Annotated in this window: 17 protein-coding genes and 1 tRNA gene; 7 read left to right on the top strand and 11 right to left on the bottom strand. The window is 48.4% G+C overall.

The window, feature by feature from the left end; genetic code table 11:
• The first annotated feature begins 3 nt into the window (after positions 1 to 3).
• Positions 4 to 543, top strand: a complete 540-nt coding sequence (rimI, locus tag ABXJ76_RS07415) for a ribosomal protein S18-alanine N-acetyltransferase (RefSeq protein WP_432745638.1) — start codon at positions 4 to 6, stop codon at positions 541 to 543.
• Between the two features lie 39 nt (positions 544 to 582).
• Here the strand turns inward: rimI and ABXJ76_RS07410 are convergent, their stop codons facing one another.
• Positions 583 to 1377 (bottom strand): inositol monophosphatase family protein, encoded by a 795-nt coding sequence (locus ABXJ76_RS07410; protein ID WP_432745636.1) that lies wholly within the window; start codon positions 1375 to 1377, stop codon positions 583 to 585.
• A 112-nt stretch (positions 1378 to 1489) separates the two neighbouring features.
• Between ABXJ76_RS07410 and ABXJ76_RS07405 the strand changes: the two genes are divergently transcribed.
• The 5 genes from ABXJ76_RS07405 (at position 1490) to ABXJ76_RS07385 (ending at position 5111) form a co-directional block, all read left to right on the top strand.
• Positions 1490 to 2230, top strand: a complete 741-nt coding sequence (locus tag ABXJ76_RS07405; RefSeq protein ID WP_432745635.1) for an RNA methyltransferase — start codon at positions 1490 to 1492, stop codon at positions 2228 to 2230.
• Complete coding sequence (cysE, locus tag ABXJ76_RS07400; protein WP_432745633.1) at positions 2223 to 2972, top strand: serine O-acetyltransferase; 750 nt, start codon at positions 2223 to 2225, stop codon at positions 2970 to 2972. Before ABXJ76_RS07405 ends, cysE begins: the two co-directional genes overlap by 8 nt.
• Positions 2973 to 3139: 167 nt before the next feature.
• Positions 3140 to 3613: a Fe-S cluster assembly transcriptional regulator IscR gene (iscR, locus tag ABXJ76_RS07395; protein WP_432745631.1), complete on the top strand. Its 474-nt coding sequence runs from the start codon at positions 3140 to 3142 to the stop codon at positions 3611 to 3613.
• Positions 3614 to 3674: 61 nt separating this feature from the next.
• Positions 3675 to 4778 (top strand): cysteine desulfurase family protein, encoded by a 1104-nt coding sequence (locus tag ABXJ76_RS07390; RefSeq protein WP_432745629.1) that lies wholly within the window; start codon positions 3675 to 3677, stop codon positions 4776 to 4778.
• A 9-nt stretch (positions 4779 to 4787) separates the two neighbouring features.
• The gene (locus ABXJ76_RS07385; protein WP_432745627.1) at positions 4788 to 5111 is read left to right on the top strand and encodes a HesB/IscA family protein; all 324 of its coding nucleotides are present in this window, start codon (positions 4788 to 4790) and stop codon (positions 5109 to 5111) included.
• A gap of 244 nt (positions 5112 to 5355) precedes the next feature.
• Here the strand turns inward: ABXJ76_RS07385 and rsmA are convergent, their stop codons facing one another.
• From rsmA to zigA, 9 genes are all read right to left on the bottom strand, one after another.
• Entirely contained in the window at positions 5356 to 6138 is a 783-nt protein-coding gene (gene rsmA, locus ABXJ76_RS07380) for a 16S rRNA (adenine(1518)-N(6)/adenine(1519)-N(6))-dimethyltransferase RsmA (RefSeq protein ID WP_432745626.1), read from the bottom strand.
• A 9-nt stretch (positions 6139 to 6147) separates the two neighbouring features.
• Positions 6148 to 7137: a 4-hydroxythreonine-4-phosphate dehydrogenase PdxA gene (pdxA, locus tag ABXJ76_RS07375; RefSeq protein ID WP_432745625.1), complete on the bottom strand. Its 990-nt coding sequence runs from the start codon at positions 7135 to 7137 to the stop codon at positions 6148 to 6150.
• A 190-nt stretch (positions 7138 to 7327) separates the two neighbouring features.
• Positions 7328 to 7404: transfer RNA gene (locus tag ABXJ76_RS07370), tRNA-Asp, on the bottom strand.
• 74 nt (positions 7405 to 7478) lie between these two features.
• The gene (locus ABXJ76_RS07365; RefSeq protein WP_432745622.1) at positions 7479 to 8486 is read right to left on the bottom strand and encodes a CobW family GTP-binding protein; all 1008 of its coding nucleotides are present in this window, start codon (positions 8484 to 8486) and stop codon (positions 7479 to 7481) included.
• 7 nt (positions 8487 to 8493) lie between these two features.
• Positions 8494 to 10182 carry a formylmethanofuran dehydrogenase subunit A gene (locus tag ABXJ76_RS07360; RefSeq protein WP_432745620.1) on the bottom strand — a complete coding sequence of 563 codons (1689 nt, stop codon included), beginning with the start codon at positions 10180 to 10182 and terminating at the stop codon, positions 8494 to 8496.
• On the bottom strand, positions 10176 to 11171 hold the full coding sequence (locus ABXJ76_RS07355) for a CobW family GTP-binding protein (protein WP_432745618.1): 996 nt from the start codon (positions 11169 to 11171) through the stop codon (positions 10176 to 10178). Before ABXJ76_RS07355 ends, ABXJ76_RS07360 begins: the two co-directional genes overlap by 7 nt.
• Before the next feature lie 91 nt (positions 11172 to 11262).
• A complete protein-coding gene (locus tag ABXJ76_RS07350) occupies positions 11263 to 11928 on the bottom strand; it encodes a DUF1826 domain-containing protein (RefSeq protein WP_432745616.1) in 666 nt (221 codons plus the stop codon).
• A gap of 8 nt (positions 11929 to 11936) precedes the next feature.
• Complete coding sequence (locus ABXJ76_RS07345) at positions 11937 to 12722, bottom strand: ZIP family metal transporter (protein ID WP_432745614.1); 786 nt, start codon at positions 12720 to 12722, stop codon at positions 11937 to 11939.
• A gap of 233 nt (positions 12723 to 12955) precedes the next feature.
• Positions 12956 to 14164, bottom strand: a complete 1209-nt coding sequence (gene zigA, locus ABXJ76_RS07340) for a zinc metallochaperone GTPase ZigA (protein ID WP_432745612.1) — start codon at positions 14162 to 14164, stop codon at positions 12956 to 12958.
• An 85-nt stretch (positions 14165 to 14249) separates the two neighbouring features.
• Between zigA and ABXJ76_RS07335 the strand changes: the two genes are divergently transcribed.
• Positions 14250 to 14432, top strand: coding sequence for a hypothetical protein (locus ABXJ76_RS07335; RefSeq protein WP_432745610.1), 183 nt, complete (start codon positions 14250 to 14252; stop codon positions 14430 to 14432).
• 144 nt (positions 14433 to 14576) lie between these two features.
• Here ABXJ76_RS07335 and ABXJ76_RS07330 read toward each other — a convergent pair whose 3' ends face one another.
• Positions 14577 to 16649, bottom strand: coding sequence for a TonB-dependent receptor (locus ABXJ76_RS07330; RefSeq protein ID WP_432745608.1), 2073 nt, complete (start codon positions 16647 to 16649; stop codon positions 14577 to 14579).
• Between the last annotated feature and the right edge of the window lie 81 nt (positions 16650 to 16730).

Genomic DNA, 16730 nt, shown 5'->3' with positions numbered 1-16730 from the left:
GTCATGTGGGGAACATTAGAAAAAATAAAAGACTTTATGATTTATGATGCCGATAGAGAATTCTACGCCAAAATATTTCCCGATTCGGTAGGCCGGAAAGATTTAATGCGTTTGAGAAAAATGCGCAGCTCCGATTTACCCGGCGTCATGGCCATTGAAAGGGCCAACTATCACGCCCCCTGGGGAGAGGACATTTTCAGGGATTGCTTTAAAGCTAACTATAGCTGCTGGGTCTGTGAAGAGAATGATACGGTGCTGGGTTACAGCATACTTTCGATCAGCGTAGGCGAAGCGCATGTGTTAAATATTTGTGTGGCGACTGCCGAACAGGGGCAAGGGATAGGCCGTAAAATGCTGCAAAACCTTATCGAAACCGCCAGAGGCCGGGCAGAAACCATGTTCCTTGAAGTCAGGCCGTCTAATACCGTCGCCATCGCCCTTTATGAGGACATGGGTTTCAACGAAATCGGCATCAGAAAAGGCTATTATCCGGCGGAAAACGGCCGCGAAGATGCGCTAATGCTGGCATTGCAGATATTTTAAAACTGTAGGGCGACTGGCTGGTCGCCCTTTTTGACATAACTATTTCAAATTATCAGTCACATACGGCTCGATAAGCTGGTACATGAGCTGATGCATTTTTGGGCTAGCAGCAATCACGTTGCCTGACTCCAGATACTTATCATTGAAAGAAAAATCGGTAATGACACCGCCTGCTTCCTTTATCAATAAAAGACCTGCGGCCATATCCCACTCCATCAGGCCTATTTCCCAAAAACCATCCAAGCGACCGGCAGCCACATAGGCCAAATCCAGCGCCGCAGAACCTGCGCGGCGAATGCCGGCCGAATCAACGGCTATGGAACGGAACATTTTTAAATAAGCATCCATGTGCAAATCGGTTTTAAACGGAAAGCCGGTGCCGATTAATGCACCTTTCAAACTGTTCTGATTGGTCACCCGAAGGCGACGGCTGTTTAACATGGCCCCACCGCCGCGTTTGGCGGTGAATAACTCATCGCGTAACGGGTCGTAAACGACGCCGATTTCAATCTTGCCTTTATGCTTTAGAGCAATGGAAACAGCGTATTGCGGAAAACCGTGCAGAAAGTTGGTAGTGCCGTCCAGCGGATCGATAATCCAGACAAAATCGTTACCCTGATGCTCGCCGCTTTCTTCTGCCAGGATGCTGTGCTCGGGATAAGCCGTCTTGATAATGTTGATGATTTCCCGTTCGGCCATACGATCGACCTCACTGGCATAATCGTTTTTACCTTTTTGGTCGACCTTGAGGTGACCGATATTATCTGATGAGCGGAGGATCAAGTCGCCGGCGCTTCTTGCGGCACGGACGGCAGTATTTAACATGGGTTGCATAGGCGGATTTATATAAGCATAGACGATTGCAAAGGGGCAATGGTCGAAAATCCCATATAATACCAAATATTTTGCTAAACTTAGGCTCTTTTTTTTAACTAAGGACATCGCCTTGCTGTCTACTATAAAAATAGTACTGGTCGAAACAACGCATCCGGGGAATATAGGTGCCGTTGCCCGTGCCATGAAAAACATGAAAATGCACAACCTTTATCTGGTTTCGCCAAAGACATTTCCCAGTGCCGACGCCACTTCCAGGGCTTCAGGCGCAGATGATGTGTTGGCTGGCGCCATTGTTTGCCAGACCTTGCAAGAAGCCATTGCCGATTGCCAGTTAGTGATTGGCGCTAGCGCCCGAGGTCGAACCATCAGCTGGCCGGAATTGTCACCGAGAGAATGCGCTGAAAAAGTGTTAGTGCATGAACCTGACAACAACGTCGCTATTGTTTTCGGCCGGGAAAATTCAGGCCTGAAAAACCATGAACTGGATCTGTGTCACTTTTTGCTACGCATTCCCTGTAACAGCGAATACAGCTCTTTAAACATTGCTGCCGCCGTGCAGGTTGTTTGTTATGAATTATTTGTCACATCCGGGCAAGCCGCCGAAGAACAAATCCAGGTCGGCGATAAAGGTGAAGACCCTTTGGCTACAGCAACGCAAATGGAGTCTTTCTATGCTCACATGGCTGAAGCATTAACCGATATAGGCTTTATGCATCCGGCCAAATCAAAATCCATTATGCGGCGTTTGCGCCGGATTTATAACCGGGTGCAAATGAACACCAAGGAACTGGACATACTCAGAGGCATCTTGAGAATGTCTCAAGGCCACAAGAGGAGTAACGATGTTTAACCGACTGAAAGAAGACATTGCCTGCGTCTTTGACCGCGATCCGGCGGCGCAAACGGCCTTTGAAGTGATGACGACTTACCCCGGATTTCATGCCATTTTAATTCATCGACTCAGTCATTTTTTCTGGCTAGCCGAATTCAGATGGCTGGCACGGTTTATTGCCCATATCGGCCGATGGCTAACAGGAATTGAAATTCACCCGGGCGCAATCATCGGCAGGCGTTTTTTTATCGATCACGGCATGGGCGTAGTGATCGGCGAAACCGCCGTTATCGGCGACGACTGCACCTTGTATCATGGCGTCACCTTAGGCGGAACCAGTTGGGATAAAGGCAAGCGTCATCCGACCTTGCATAATGGCGTAGTGATAGGTGCAGGGGCAAAAGTTTTAGGGCCTATTGATATTGGTGAAAACGCTCGGATCGGATCAAACTCGGTGGTCTTAAAACCGGTACCGGCGGGTGCAACCGCCGTTGGAATCCCCGCTCACATCGTCGATCCTAACAGTAAAGCCGCCACCGCCGAGCGTGACAAGATTGCCTATAAAATGGGTTTTCATGCCTACGGAGCAACAACTGACGTGGCCGATCCCATTGCCTACGCGATTAATCACATGCTGGATCATATTCAAGCGATGGACAAGCAGATAGAAACCCTACAAAAAGCGCTTAATGATGCAGGTATTCAATACAAAGAGTCCTCAATCCCTAAACTGAACGGTTGCGAAATTGAGGATGAATAGAGATTCAAGGTTCAAGGATGTTTGCATTTATTGCGAATCGCCCAACTTTGAATATTGGTCTCTACTCCTTGTACCTTTCTCCTGAGCGCCAAGGCCATAATAGTTGACTAATTTACTAGGTTAAGTATAGTAATAATATCTTAACGGTATTTATAGAGGATACTATTGTGCGCTTAACTACTAAAGGTCGCTATGCGGTCACTGCAATGCTCGACTTGGCTTTTCACAGTCAAATCAAGCCAGTAACATTGACGGATATTGCGACTCGTCAAACCATTTCCTTATCTTATCTGGAACAACTGTTTGCCCGTTTACGCCGGGCAGGCATGGTAAAAGGTGTCCGCGGCCCTGGCGGCGGTTACAAACTGTGTCGTAAAACCAGCGATATTAATATTGCCGAGATTATCACCGCTGTCGATGAATCGCTTGATTCAACTAAATGTGGTGGCGAAGCCAACTGCCAGAAAGAGCAAACCTGTTTAACACATGACCTGTGGGTGGGATTGGGTGAACAGATTAGAGATTATTTGGAGGATATTTCTTTAGCCGACCTATTAGAAAAAAATCAGGTTCAAGACGTCGCCAAAAGACAGGATCACAATGCGCAGCACACTATTGAAATTTATCGTCATCCCGACTAATGCTTGCGCCGCGACTGCTCCCGACAGTCTTGCGGCATACACACCATCCTTGGTGATATAAATGATTTACTTTGATCATAACGCGACCACACCGATAGATGATCGCGTTTTCGACGCTATGCTGCCTTTCCTGAAAACATTCTACGGAAATCCTTCCAGCTTATATCGCCACGGCAGAGCCTGTCGTAGCGCTATCGATGCTGCGCGTGAACAGCTTGCAGCTCTGATTGGCGCCCAACCGGGGCAAATTATTTTTACCAGCGGCGGCACCGAAGCCAACAATCTGGCTTTGGCAACGCTGGCTCCTCAGGCCGGACTCGCGGTTTCAGCCACTGAACATCCTTCAGTTATTGAGCCTGCCCTGCATCTGCAAAGTATGGGACATCCGCTGACCCTACTTGATGTTGATGCAAACGGACAGATTCCGCAGGATGCTATCGACGAAGTGATTTCGCTAAAACCTAGTCTGGTTTCGATAATGCTGGCCAATAACGAAACCGGCGCAATACAGAATATCGAACACTATGCCGACCAGCTAAAAACGCACGGCATCAAGGTTCATACCGATGCCGTGCAGGCGCTGGGAAAAATCCCGGTCGATTTCAATCGGCTCGGCGCGCATTTGATGTCGCTGTCCAGTCATAAAATCTACGGACCAAAAGGCTGCGGCGCGCTAGTCTTTGAAAAATCTGTAGCCATAAAACCCATCTTGTTAGGTGGCGGACAGGAACAAGGACTCAGAGCAGGGACTGAAAATGTCGCCGCTATCGTCGGTTTTGGTAAGGCGGCAGAACTTGCCAAATTAGAACTTGCCGAACGCCAGGCACATTTGCTAAAACTCAGGACACTGCTGGAACATGGCTTAAGCGCTATGCCCGGCCTGACAGTTTTTGCAGAGCAGGCAGAACGATTACCCAATACCGTGCAGGTAGGCATCCACGGTATCGATGGTGAAATGCTGCTGATGCAGCTGGATCAAAAAGGCATTGCCGTATCTAGCGGCTCAGCCTGCGCCAGCGGCATCAGAGAAGCCAGTCCGGTTTTGGTTGCCATGGGCATTGATCCTGCCCAAGCAAAAAGCGCAATTCGCATCAGTTTAGGCAAAGCCAACACTGAAAATGAAGTCATTGAATTTATTAAACAAGTAAACTCCTTAACAAGATAAAGAGGTTGTATGTCTGTCTCATTAACTGAAAGTGCCGCTAGGCAAATCAAAAAACAACTGGAAAAACGCGGTAAAGGCTTAGGCTTAAAGCTGGGCGTAAAGCAATCCGGTTGCTCTGGATATGCTTATACGATTGATTACGCCGATACGCTGAATGAAGGCGATGCGGTGTTTGAAAATTTCGCCGTAAAAGTCATCGTAGCCGCAAACGACCTGGAATTTGTCGACGGTATAGAGTTGGATTATCGCCGGGAAGGCATTAACGAAGCCTTCCAGTTCAACAACCCGAATGTAAAAGGCACCTGCGGTTGCGGCGAGAGCTTTTCTGTTTGAAAAGAATTTTCACCACGAAGGATATGAAGAAAAACACTGGCGCTGGCTCCCAAGCTAGAGAGACTGTGAAAGTATTATCCAGATCGAGCTGAAAAAATTATTTACCACAGAGAACACGAAGGACACGGAGAAAACAACAGCATTAATTCAAGGTATTAAAAACTTCGTGTTCTTCGTGGTTATTTTCTAAATATGAATACTTTCACAGTCTCGGGAGCTTGGGAACCCTAGTACGCGATGCTCACTACAAGTCTTGCAACAGATTACTCAAGCTTGCAAACTCGGCCAGCGTAATGCTTTCGGCCCTTAATACCGGGTTTATTCCCAAGGCGACAATTTCTTCCTCGGCAATGAGTTTTTTCAGCGAATTACGCAAGGTTTTGCGCCGCTGAGAAAACGCCTGCGTGACCACCCGATTGAGCTTTGCCATATCATTCACCACAACAGGCGGTTGCAGATGCGGCACCAATCTGACGATAGCAGACATTACCTGTGGGGCCGGGTCGAAGCTTTCCGGAGGCACTTCGAATAACATCTCAGTTTCGCAAAAATATTGCATCATGACGCTAAGCCTGCCGTACTTTTTACTGCCAGGAGCCGCGCAAATTCGGTCAACCACTTCCTTTTGCAGCATGAAATGCATATCTTCGATGCAATAAGCGTTATCCAGCAAATGGAACATCAGCGGCGTTGAAATGTTATAGGGCAAATTGCCAATAATGCGCAGTTTTTGCCCCTCACCAGCCAGCGCCGAAAAATCGAACTTTAAGGCATCGGCGCTGTGAATTTTCAGCTTAGGATAGTGCTTGAACTTCTCCCTGAGCAAAACCACCAGATCCCGGTCAAGCTCAACTACGTCCAACCGCACTTTTTCGTTCAGTAACGGCTCGGTCAATGCACCCTGCCCCGGCCCTATCTCGACCCAATGTTGGTCAGGAATAGCCTGAATGCTGGAGATAATATTGTAAATAATATTGTGGTCATGAAGAAAATTCTGACCGAAGCGCTTGCGCGGAGTATGTGCCATTTTATTTGTTTATTGCGTAATCATGGTTAATGCAGTTTGCAAGGCAAACTGAAGACTGCCTAAATCGGCCTTACCGCTGCCGGCAAGATCCAGCGCCGTGCCGTGGTCAACCGAAGTGCGGATAACCGGTAGCCCCAGCGTAATATTGACAGCTTTCCCGAATCCGATATATTTAAGCACCGGCAGACCCTGATCGTGATACATCGCCAAGACCGCATCCGCCGTAGCCAGATACTTGTCGGTGAACAGCGTGTCAGCCGGTAACGGCCCATGCAGATTCAAGCCCTGTTTGCGAAAGGTATCAAGTACCGGTTCGATAATGTCGATTTCTTCCCTGCCCAAATGACCGTTTTCACCGGCATGCGGATTAAGCCCGCACACCAGTATTTTAGGAAAATCTATGCCGAAGCGTGTTCTCAGTTCGTGATCCAGCACCCGAATAACCGCTCGTAAGCGGGTATGGGTAATGGCTGAACTGACTTCCGACAGCGGCAGATGCGTCGTCACCAACGCCACCCGCAAACCCGGCGTTGCCAGCATCATCACCGGATGTCCGCCGGTAATGTCGGCAATAAATTCGGTATGTCCGCTAAAAGGCAGACCCGCATCGTTGATAATACCCTTGTGGACTGGACCGGTGACCATCGCATCAAAAACCGCATCCATGCAGCATCTGGTCGCTTTGGTGATGGTTTTCAACACATAACGGCTATTGGCCGGATTCAATTGTCCGCACTGAACCGGCTCTGGCAGTTCCACCGGCAATACCGTCAAGCATCCGGCAGTCTGGGCCGCAGCAGGCGAAGAGCTGTCAAACTCTTTTATCTGTAGCGGCAAACCTAACTGTGCGGCGCGCTCTGCCAATAATTTCGGACTGGCTATAACGATGATTTCGCAGGGTAAATCCTGCTGTGCAAGCTGAATACAAAGGTCGGGACCTATGCCGGCGGGTTCTCCGGGAGTTAATGCGATACGCGGTACGGGTAGCCTGATGGTCATCTGAAAGCTAAGATCAAAAAACAGTAATTTTACAGCATAACTATCGGGATGATTTCAAAAAAACGCTAATTTTGACGATAAAATCATAAATGATCTGACCAAGGCGGCCAATCAGTTACGCTTGATGCAAAAACTTGCCGGCAGTTTACGGCGGATTGTTTTTTATCGGCAGTGAAATCATGCCTGGAGATGGCGGAGCGAACGGGGCTCGAACCCGTGACCACCGGCGTGACAGGCCGGTATTCTAACCAACTGAACTACCGCTCCGCAGTTCGAGCCGCGTATTCTATAAGATTACGCGCATTCGTCAAGCCTGTTCTTTGATAGGCGATAAAAAACTATCAGCGCTGAGCCTTGGTTTCCACTACTGATTCACTGCGCAATTGCACCATCAGATCTTCCGCTAAGCCTTTTATTTCACCGTGGGTAATAATGATCAGTCGCCCAATGCCATCATCAGAAACCCTTGTCGGCAGCCACGTTACCGGATAAAGCCTTCCAGCTGCTCCCTGCACCAGTAAGGGTTGGTTTTGCTCCGGCGTGTAAACCATGCCTTTTAAGCGGACCAGCTGTTTAGGATAGTGCGAGACCAGGTATTCCAGCGCTTTTTGTAACCGTTCCCACGGTAGCGGATGCTCAAGCTGCAAGGTGATGCTGCTAAAACCGTGATCGGGTAAATCGGGCCGTTCAGTATCCCGCAGTCGCCTGAATTTCTGGGGAAAATTCAGCAATACATCGGAATCAAGCGCCCCTTTCACAGCGGTCAATCGGGTTGCAGCGGGGGCCAATTGATCCAGGCGCGCACTGATGCGCTCAATTTGTTCGGCTGTCGCCAAATCGGTTTGCGTCATTACCACCGTGTCTGCCCAGGCGATTTGCGCTTGAACTTCAGGAAAGTAGCCAAAATGAGCTTCATCCATGACCGCTGAAACGGTAGTAATAACACCTTGCAAGCTATATCGCTTAGCTAGCCAACGTTCTCTTAACAAAATATCCAGCACGGGTTCAGGATTGGCAACGCCGCTGGTTTCGATGATCACACGCTCGAAAGGTCTATTGCCGGAATCCCAGGCCATGCGTAGATTTTTGAGTAAAGGTGTTAACGAACCTATCACCTGACAACACAAGCAACCACCCACTAAAGTTGATAACGGTACTTGGTGCTCGCGCAGTAATTGTTGATCGATCGGGGTAGTGCCAAATTCATTGATGATGACCGCAGATTTGGGCGCATGGCTCAATAAACGATTGAGTAAAGTGGTTTTGCCGCTGCCCAGAAACCCGCTGATTATGAACACGGGTATGCGTTCAATGGCTTTAGCGGGTGAGGACAAGTTGTAATGGTTCATGGTTTATTTATAGGGGTTGTTTTAAGCTCGCGCCTGGCGCAAGATAAGCTTGTCCGCAATCATGGCTGACAAAACGCTCGCTATCGGCTTGTCTGAAACTCACATCCTCCACTTTGAAGTTATCCAGGCTCAGATTATAAAAGCGGTCGTAATAGGCTTGAATGTCGCGTTTGATATGCGGATGAAACTGCGCTTGTATGGTTTGTGTTGTCCCCTGACGGCGTTGCCAAATAACGCCCTGTTTAACCACCAGTTCGCCGTTCTTGAACAACAAATCAGCCGCCGTAAACATGGCTTCCTTGTCGGCTTGCTCGCTGTAGACGGCAATATCGGCAATGGCGCCGGGCATTAAATGCCCGCGATCATGCAGCCCCAATAGTCGCGCGGCGGCGGTGCGGGTCATAACAGCAATTTCATAGAGCGAAAACTCTTTTTTCAAGTCTTTTAACAAGCTCATGGACACTGCTTCCTGATTTAGCCTGGCCATACATTCCAGACGAAAATCATAATCCATCAACAACCGGATCAAATACGGATAGCGCGTAAACGGCCCGCCATTGGGATGATCGGTAGTAAAAAACAAGCGCCACGGGTCTTCGGCCAGTAAGAAAATTTCCAGGCCAATCAGCCATTGCAGGCTATTCACAAAACTTTTTTCCTGATAACGGTACGGAACAACGCCGCCACTGCCTTCGCATTCGGCATCCCAGACCACCCATTTGTTGGGCGAAGCGTCATGACGGCGGCTGTACTGGGCAATCACGTCGCCGGAAATGGTCACTGTCTGGCCAAAAATCACCTGACCGACATCCATAGTGATGTTGCGATGCTTGTTAAAGCCGTCAATCAATTTGGCCGCCGCCGATGAAAAGCCTCGGACGCCTTCCGCTCCATAACCATAAAACTGAATATGCGCCAGGTGCATCGGCAAGCCTTGCGCGGCTTCCATGGTGGCGATAGCGGTATCGACATTGCCGGGAATGCCCAAGTTATTGCAATGCACATGCACCGGATGCGGCAGTTGAATCTCGCAAGCTGCGCGTTGCAGCGTTTGCAAAATGTGCCGGGAACTGACGCCATAATCCGGCACCACGTCATCCAGATCAAAACTGCGTGCATTCGATTTGAAGGCATTGGCGCCACCGGCATTAATCACCTTTAAACCGAGACAACGGGTCGCATGTAAGGTCCAGGCTACATAATCGTTGATTTGGTTTTGGCTGGCTCTGCCGCGCATTAGCCGCAGTAAAAAATCATCGTTACCGAGAATTGCCAGACCTGCTGTGTCAATAATCGGAATATCCGCCATTTGTAAATGCGCATCCAGGGCATTGGCGGGCAATACTGCAGGTTCAACCACAGTGGTGTAACCCATCTGCGCATAGCGATAGCCGATTTCCGTGGTTGACCAACGCGCGGTACTAAAGGCATGACCTAATTTTCGCGCCATAAAGTTGCGGTGTTGTTCAGGTAACAACAAACGCGCGGTATTGACGTTGCCACCGGCAATGTGACTGTGAATATCAATCGCGCCCGCCATAACGACTTTGCCGGAGACATTATAATCAGCGGTAATCGTTTCACCTGAATCGGGCGCGGATATAATCACACCACCGCGTATAAACAGATCCTGAACCGCGCCATTCAAACCTTGAGCGGGATCAAAAATCCGCCCGCCTGTTAAGCGCGTTAGCATGTTGATACCCTGCAACTGTCTAATGCATCATGTATTTCTTGCTTAGGCAGGTTGCGCCCGATAAAGACCAGCACCGACTGGCGAATTTCATTGACTTCCCAAGGTACGCCAATACTGTCTGCCAATAACATGTGTACGCCTTGGTAAATTACTTTACGATCACAGCCTGCGATATGCACGATACCTTTATAGCGCAATAAATCGTTACCGTAATCCCTGATCATCACATCCATAAAGCCGATGATTTTTGCCGCATCAAATGCCTGGTCGGTGCGATACACAAAAGAAGTGATACCTGCATCGTGTTCATGGCTGACATCGTCCAGAAAATCGGGCTCAATTTCCAGAATGGCGTTGAGATTAAAGCCACGTATATCGAGAATTTCACTGATGTCGGTTTCACCAAAATGAGCATGGGCAATCGGCGCACGGGCATTGATGGTGCGTAATCGCGCTTCCAAGGCGGCCAGTTGTTCCGGCGTGATCAAATCGGTTTTGGATAATAACAAACGATCGGCAAAGCCTACCTGCTCTTCCGCCTCATGGTTATCATCAAGTTGTTTAAGGGCATGTTTGGCATCGACGACGGTAATAATCGCATCGAGCAAATAATACTCACCAATATCCCGTTCCACAAAAAACGTTTGGGCGACGGGCGCGGGGTCTGCAAGCCCCGTGGTTTCAATAATGACCCGTTCAAAATGCAGCAAGCCGTTTTCGCGTTTTTCGGCCAGCTCGCCCAAAATGCGCACCAGATCACCGCGCACCGTGCAACAAATGCAGCCGTTGTTCATTTCAACGATCTGCTCTTCACCCTGAATGAGCAGGTCGTTATCAATCCCTGCTTCACCAAATTCATTTTCAATGACGGCAATGCGTTGGCCATGTTCCTCGGACAAAATACGGTTTAACAGCGTGGTTTTTCCTGCGCCTAAAAACCCGGTCAAAATGGTTACGGGTACAGGTGTGGAGCGATTGGAATCAAACATTGGATTCTCCAGTATAGAGGTTATAAAGAATTATTTTCGGCAATGAATACAAGCAAATTAATCCGTAAAATGAGAAGTTACGGTGTGAATCTCAGCCAAAATCGAGCGTTAACAATAAGCGTCTTGACGCGCCTGATGGTAATTGTGGCGAGCGATGCACTGCGCCATGTTGCTCATTGCCTTCCCAATAGGACCCTTTAAGTAAACCAATTGCATAGGCCGGTATGGTTTGTATGACATTCGTATCCATAATCAGACCCGAAAGTTCATCACTTAAACCGCCTGACCCGCCAGCCAGTTTATGCCGGTCGACATAAGCCTCTTCCAGCCACTCGGTGCCAATATCTCCGTAGGTGCAAACCATCCTGCAGGTCACCGAGTCAACATGAAATCTCGGGCACATGGCGTTATCCAAGGTGCGCAAACGCAAACCAACCCGCTCCAGTTCGAATAAATCACAATAAAGCGCCGTTAAACTGGCCACGTCTTTGCAAAATGCGCGATAACCCGGTAAATGCCCTGTTTGAGGTAGCAAGCTAAAGAAATTGAACGATGCAAAATCAATGCTTTCAACAAAACTGATTGGATTGGGAAGTTTTAACAAATGCGCAACAAAGCTTTTCAACTCATTATCAACTTGACGCTCTACCACGCAAAGATTGATGACGGGGTGATAAATCTGGGCTAAATCCGCCAAGTTATTAGAATGATAAGCACGGGAAACTGGCGTTATTAAATATTGTTCGGTAGCAACCATGACGGCCCTCATTGACTCAGTAAAGTGTGTTCCAGCATGATAATTGACTGCATAAAGCCAATGCCTAAGCCAAAGATAATGGTTTGTCCCACCAAATTGGCTATCGTGGAATGTTCATGCAACGCCGGTATCATGTCGGTGGCGGCAATATAGATAAAGCCACCCGCAGCTATCGGCAGCAAGAAAACTAACGACGATTCCGCCAGTTGGCTGAACAACAGGGTAAAAACAGCACCTGCCACCACCGTCAGCGAGCAATAAAAGTTGTACAGCACGGCTTTTTCCGGTGAATAACCGCCATACATCAGTGCACCGACATCGCCGATTTCTTGCGGGATTTCATGGGCAATAATTGCCAGCGTCGTAGTAAAGCCCAGTACGGGATCGACCAAAAAACTGCCGCCAATCAAAATCCCATCGACAAAATTATGCACGGCATCACCCATCAGATTCATCTTGGCAATCGGGCGAATATCATGTTGTTGGCCGAGCACATCGACATGATGGTCATGCCGCCAACGCACCAGTTTTTCCAGCACAAAAAATAACAACATCCCTAATAATACCGTTAAACAGACCGTGGAAATTGAGCCTTGCCTGGCGACCGCATCGGGAATCAGGTGAATAAACGCATCGCCCAACAATACCCCCACTGCCAGTGCGACTAAATAAGGAATGATGCGTTTAAGCCGTTCCGGCTCAATCCAGAACGCAAACATGCCACTCATTGAAGTAAGACTGACTAAAAAGCTCGCGCCGATAGCACCAGCGTAAGTTTCAAAGGTTAGATTCATAGCTTTTCATTAACTAATAAAGTTTTGGGGCACATAAAAAATTATGGCGTGAGCTATAAATGAAACTGGCAATGGCATTGGGCAGCCGATGTATTAATACATCGGCTAATAACACGGCCAGCACTAAAACGAATAAATTGGAAACAATCCGCTTTAAACGCTTGTTCTCAATCCGGAGCGATAACACACCCAAGCTAATCAACAACAGCGCTCCCAGTGCATGAACTGTGTGATCAAGAGTGTTCATCAACTAGCCAGGCCGGGAAATTATCCCGGTAGGTTTGCCATGCCTCTGCACCGGCAGATAATTCAGTATCGCTCAATAAGCACTGATCCAATTCCTGACGCGCTTGGTCAATGTCGATATTTTGGCCGATGAAGACGAGCTCCTGACGACAGTCGCCAAAAGGCGCTTGCCAATTAGCGCGAATGTCAGTGATATATTCTTCCGGCCACTCTGCTTCCGGCACCGACGCCCACCAACGGCCAGCACATCCATGTTGCATGGTGCCGCCCGCTTGGGACCAGTTACCTACCCACTCGGGCCGCGAGGCCAGCCAGAAAAAGCCTTTGGAACGTAGCAAAGTGCCGTTATACCAATCCTCACGATGCAAATAATCGTAAAATCGCTCAGGATGAAACGGCTTGCGGGCGGCGTACACAAAGCTCGAAATACCGTACTCTTCGGTTTCCGGAATATGGCTGCCGCGTATTTCTTGCAGCCAACCCGACGCTTGCTCGGCTTGTTCGAAATTGAAGCGTCCGGTGTTGATGATTTTTTGTAGAGGCACTTGCCCCATCATCATCGGGATAATTTCAGCGTCGCGATTTAAGGATTTAAGAATGGCTGTTAAATTCGCCAGTTCGTCGATGCACACCAAATCGGCTTTAGAAATCAGAATCACGTTGCTGAATTCAACTTGCTCGACCAGTAAATCGGCAATGTTGCGTTCATCATCAATGCCCAGTTCGGCATTGATGTCTTTCAATGATTGCGCTTCGAGGTAATCTCGCATGAAGTTAACCGCATCGACCACCGTCACCATCGTGTCCAGTCTGGAAATATCCGACAAACTCAGGCCATCTTCATCCCGAAAAGTAAAGGTTTCGGCAATCGGCATAGGCTCTGCGATACCAGTCGATTCAATCAGCAAATAATCAAAACGCCCTTCTTTAGCTAGCTGCCCGACTTCTATCAGCAAGTCTTCACGCAAGGTGCAGCAGATGCAGCCGTTGCTCATTTCCACCAGTTTTTCTTCAGCGCGATTGAGGGTAACCTCATTTTTAACGAGCGCGGCATCAATGTTGATTTCGCTCATGTCATTAACGATCACGGCTATTTTTAAGCCCTCTCGGTTGGCGAGAATGTAATTGAGTAGCGTGGTTTTGCCTGCGCCTAAAAATCCTGACAGAACCGTGACGGGTAGTTGTTTGGTTTGCATATTGTGTGTTAAAGAAGATTGATCAATTTATGATGTTATAACATAACATTTCATATCAAGTAACGTGCCTGAAATAAAATTACCCATGAAATATTGTGTAGCGGCTGATTTACCCGAAAGATGCATGGCAGAAATAGCCATGCATGAATTCGCCCGACAAATACTCAAGTTTTTCTTGGCTCTCTACAAAGTGACTGCTCTATTACAGCATTTTCAAATTCAGTTAATTACTAAAATAACCACTATGCCTATTGAAACTATGGTGTGACGGGAGTGCAAGCTTCGCCTAAAGCACCTACTTTTGGTGCTTGCCAATGCAGGCGAAGCCTGCACCCCAGCGACAATGTTGTTTTATTACTTAATGGTGACATAGCCTTTTAATAGTTACTCATCAAAATTGAAACCGCTGTAATTAGTAACTAACCCGAATACCTAACTCAGCACTGCGTCCTGGTTCCGGAGCGAAATTACGCAGATACGAGGTGGAATTGCGGATATTTTCATTCAGCATGTTCTTGCCTTTTGCAAACAGCAGCATTTCCGAATCGCCAAAGCTCGCTAAGCGGTACTGGGCACCCAAATTGAGCAATAGATAAGACGCCGTACTGGTCTCATTTTCGCCGGCATGGGTTTGCGCCTCACCACGGGTCAAGCGCGCATTGGTTGACCAGTCATTTTTCTCATGGCTTAGTTGCAAGCCATAGCGTAGCGGCGGCATACGGGGAACATTGCCGCCCTGTTCAAAGGTGCCTCGGGTGTAGTCGCCGAACAAGGTCAGATCGACCGCGCCGTAACGGTTTTGTAGCAGCGGAAACACGGTTTGGGCTTCAAAGCCTTTAAAGATTGCGGCTGCCTGCTGGGTGTTCAGCAAAGGAAAGCACTCATCGCAATCCATACCGGAGCGTTGAAAAACGCCATCATCTTTATTAAATAATTGATCGGAAGAGCGCTGCTGATAAATATAATCGCCCACCCAGTTATGAAACAGGTTAATGTCGGCTGTCATCCAGGCCGCATTAAAGCGATAGCCCAAGTCAATATTATTGGACGTTTCTGTGGTTAAATTGGCATTGCCTTGTTCATAGCTGCGCGTCGCATGATGAAAACCATCAGTAAACAATTCCTGCACTTGCGGCGCACGTTGTGAATGGGTAAAGCCCAGACTCATCTGGTGCTGGTCGTTAATATCCCATAACGCTGAGGCGGAGCCGCTCACCGGCAGATGAGAAACGCTAGCCAAACCCTCAGGATCAATCGTTTGCCACTCAACACGCCCGCCCAATTCATAGGTTACCGGGCCATTTTCGAGAGACTCCACGACAAAAATGCCGTAAGAATTAGTGTTAGATTTCGGTATAATTTGACCTTCTTCGCCTAAACCTACAAATTGGCTGTTAAGGGATTGAAAACCAGTTACGCCTTTCATCGCGCCGATAGGTTGATGCTCAAGTTCGAGGCGACTTTCAAACGATTCATTCAAAAAAGTGGTGCCGGCAACACCACCCTCCATTTCCACATGCTTATAGTCGGTATAACCGAATTTCATCCGAACTTCTTCGGCAAAAGCGAACGGCTTATTGAGTTGCCCCTTGAAATCATATTTGGTTTGCGTTAAATCGACGTTTACCGGCGCTTCGCCATGGCCATCCGGCGGAATACCGTAGTTTTTTTCCAGACTGTTGATCGACGCACCGGCTAAACCGGCATCGCCTATCATCGATAAACCGACGGAGCCACCGCGCGAACGGGCATGGGTGTTATCAATCAATCCTGATGAATTTTGCAATTCACCGACTGGCAGGCTGTTAAAGCTGGGATCATGTAAGCGGACGGCCGCTTCATCAATCGCCGTTCCGCCAATATGAGTATTGCCTTGATCACGATAAAAAGCATCGACATGATAAGCAAAACCGTTTTTCCCGCCTTCGAGTTTAAGCGCGCTGGACGTTTCATTGGTTGCCGAATCATAACGTTGCTCACCGGCTCCGCCGATCAGCTTGTCGGGAACCTGTTCGGGAATCCGGTTGTCGATCACGTTGACCACGCCGCCGATAGCGCCGCTGCCATACAGCAGCGTCGAGGGTCCGCGCAACACTTCAATCCGTTCGGCCAGAATCGGATCAACCCCATTGGCATGATCCGGGCTTAATGACGACACGTCATTATTGCCCAGGCTATTCTGCATGACCCGCACCCTGGGCCCGGCTTGCCCACGAATGACCGGCGTACCGACCCCGGAACCGAACGATTGACTGGTAACGCCAAGTTCATTCTTTAGCGTATCGCCGATGGTTGTGCCCACGCTCATGCGCAACTGCTCGCCAGTCAACACCGTCACCGGTTTGGCTGATTTTGCCGTGGTATGCTTGATACCCGAGCTAATAACAACCATCTCATCCAGTTGCTGGACATCATTGTCAGCCGCACTGGCGTTAGTGCCTAAGGCACCGGTCGATAAGAAAATGATAGCGAGTTTTTTATTCATAGTTTTTTAATCGTGTTTCCTGAAAAATATCATTTACCAACCGAATTAAAGCGGCATCGTAAATAATGTTATAACATAACA

This window comes from Methylobacter arcticus (assembly GCF_050917435.1).
In the GTDB taxonomy this organism is placed as follows: domain Bacteria; phylum Pseudomonadota; class Gammaproteobacteria; order Methylococcales; family Methylomonadaceae; genus Methylobacter_A; species Methylobacter_A titanis.
Note: the sequence above shows the minus strand (reverse complement) of the source record. Positions and strands in the feature narration are given on the sequence as shown.

Coding starts and splice junctions, on each gene's coding strand:
- ABXJ76_RS07385 (WP_432745627.1), top strand. CDS start 4,788: ATGTCTGTCTCATTAACTGAAAGTGCCGCTAGGCAAATCAAAAAACAA.
- ABXJ76_RS07355 (WP_432745618.1), bottom strand. CDS start 11,171: ATGTTTGATTCCAATCGCTCCACACCTGTACCCGTAACCATTTTGACC.
- pdxA (WP_432745625.1), bottom strand. CDS start 7,137: ATGACCATCAGGCTACCCGTACCGCGTATCGCATTAACTCCCGGAGAA.
- ABXJ76_RS07330 (WP_432745608.1), bottom strand. CDS start 16,649: ATGAATAAAAAACTCGCTATCATTTTCTTATCGACCGGTGCCTTAGGC.
- cysE (WP_432745633.1), top strand. CDS start 2,223: ATGTTTAACCGACTGAAAGAAGACATTGCCTGCGTCTTTGACCGCGAT.
- ABXJ76_RS07390 (WP_432745629.1), top strand. CDS start 3,675: ATGATTTACTTTGATCATAACGCGACCACACCGATAGATGATCGCGTT.
- ABXJ76_RS07345 (WP_432745614.1), bottom strand. CDS start 12,722: ATGAATCTAACCTTTGAAACTTACGCTGGTGCTATCGGCGCGAGCTTT.
- ABXJ76_RS07360 (WP_432745620.1), bottom strand. CDS start 10,182: ATGCTAACGCGCTTAACAGGCGGGCGGATTTTTGATCCCGCTCAAGGT.
- ABXJ76_RS07365 (WP_432745622.1), bottom strand. CDS start 8,486: ATGAACCATTACAACTTGTCCTCACCCGCTAAAGCCATTGAACGCATA.
- rsmA (WP_432745626.1), bottom strand. CDS start 6,138: ATGGCACATACTCCGCGCAAGCGCTTCGGTCAGAATTTTCTTCATGAC.
- zigA (WP_432745612.1), bottom strand. CDS start 14,164: ATGCAAACCAAACAACTACCCGTCACGGTTCTGTCAGGATTTTTAGGC.
- ABXJ76_RS07335 (WP_432745610.1), top strand. CDS start 14,250: ATGAAATATTGTGTAGCGGCTGATTTACCCGAAAGATGCATGGCAGAA.
- ABXJ76_RS07410 (WP_432745636.1), bottom strand. CDS start 1,377: ATGCAACCCATGTTAAATACTGCCGTCCGTGCCGCAAGAAGCGCCGGC.
- rimI (WP_432745638.1), top strand. CDS start 4: ATGTGGGGAACATTAGAAAAAATAAAAGACTTTATGATTTATGATGCC.
- ABXJ76_RS07350 (WP_432745616.1), bottom strand. CDS start 11,928: ATGGTTGCTACCGAACAATATTTAATAACGCCAGTTTCCCGTGCTTAT.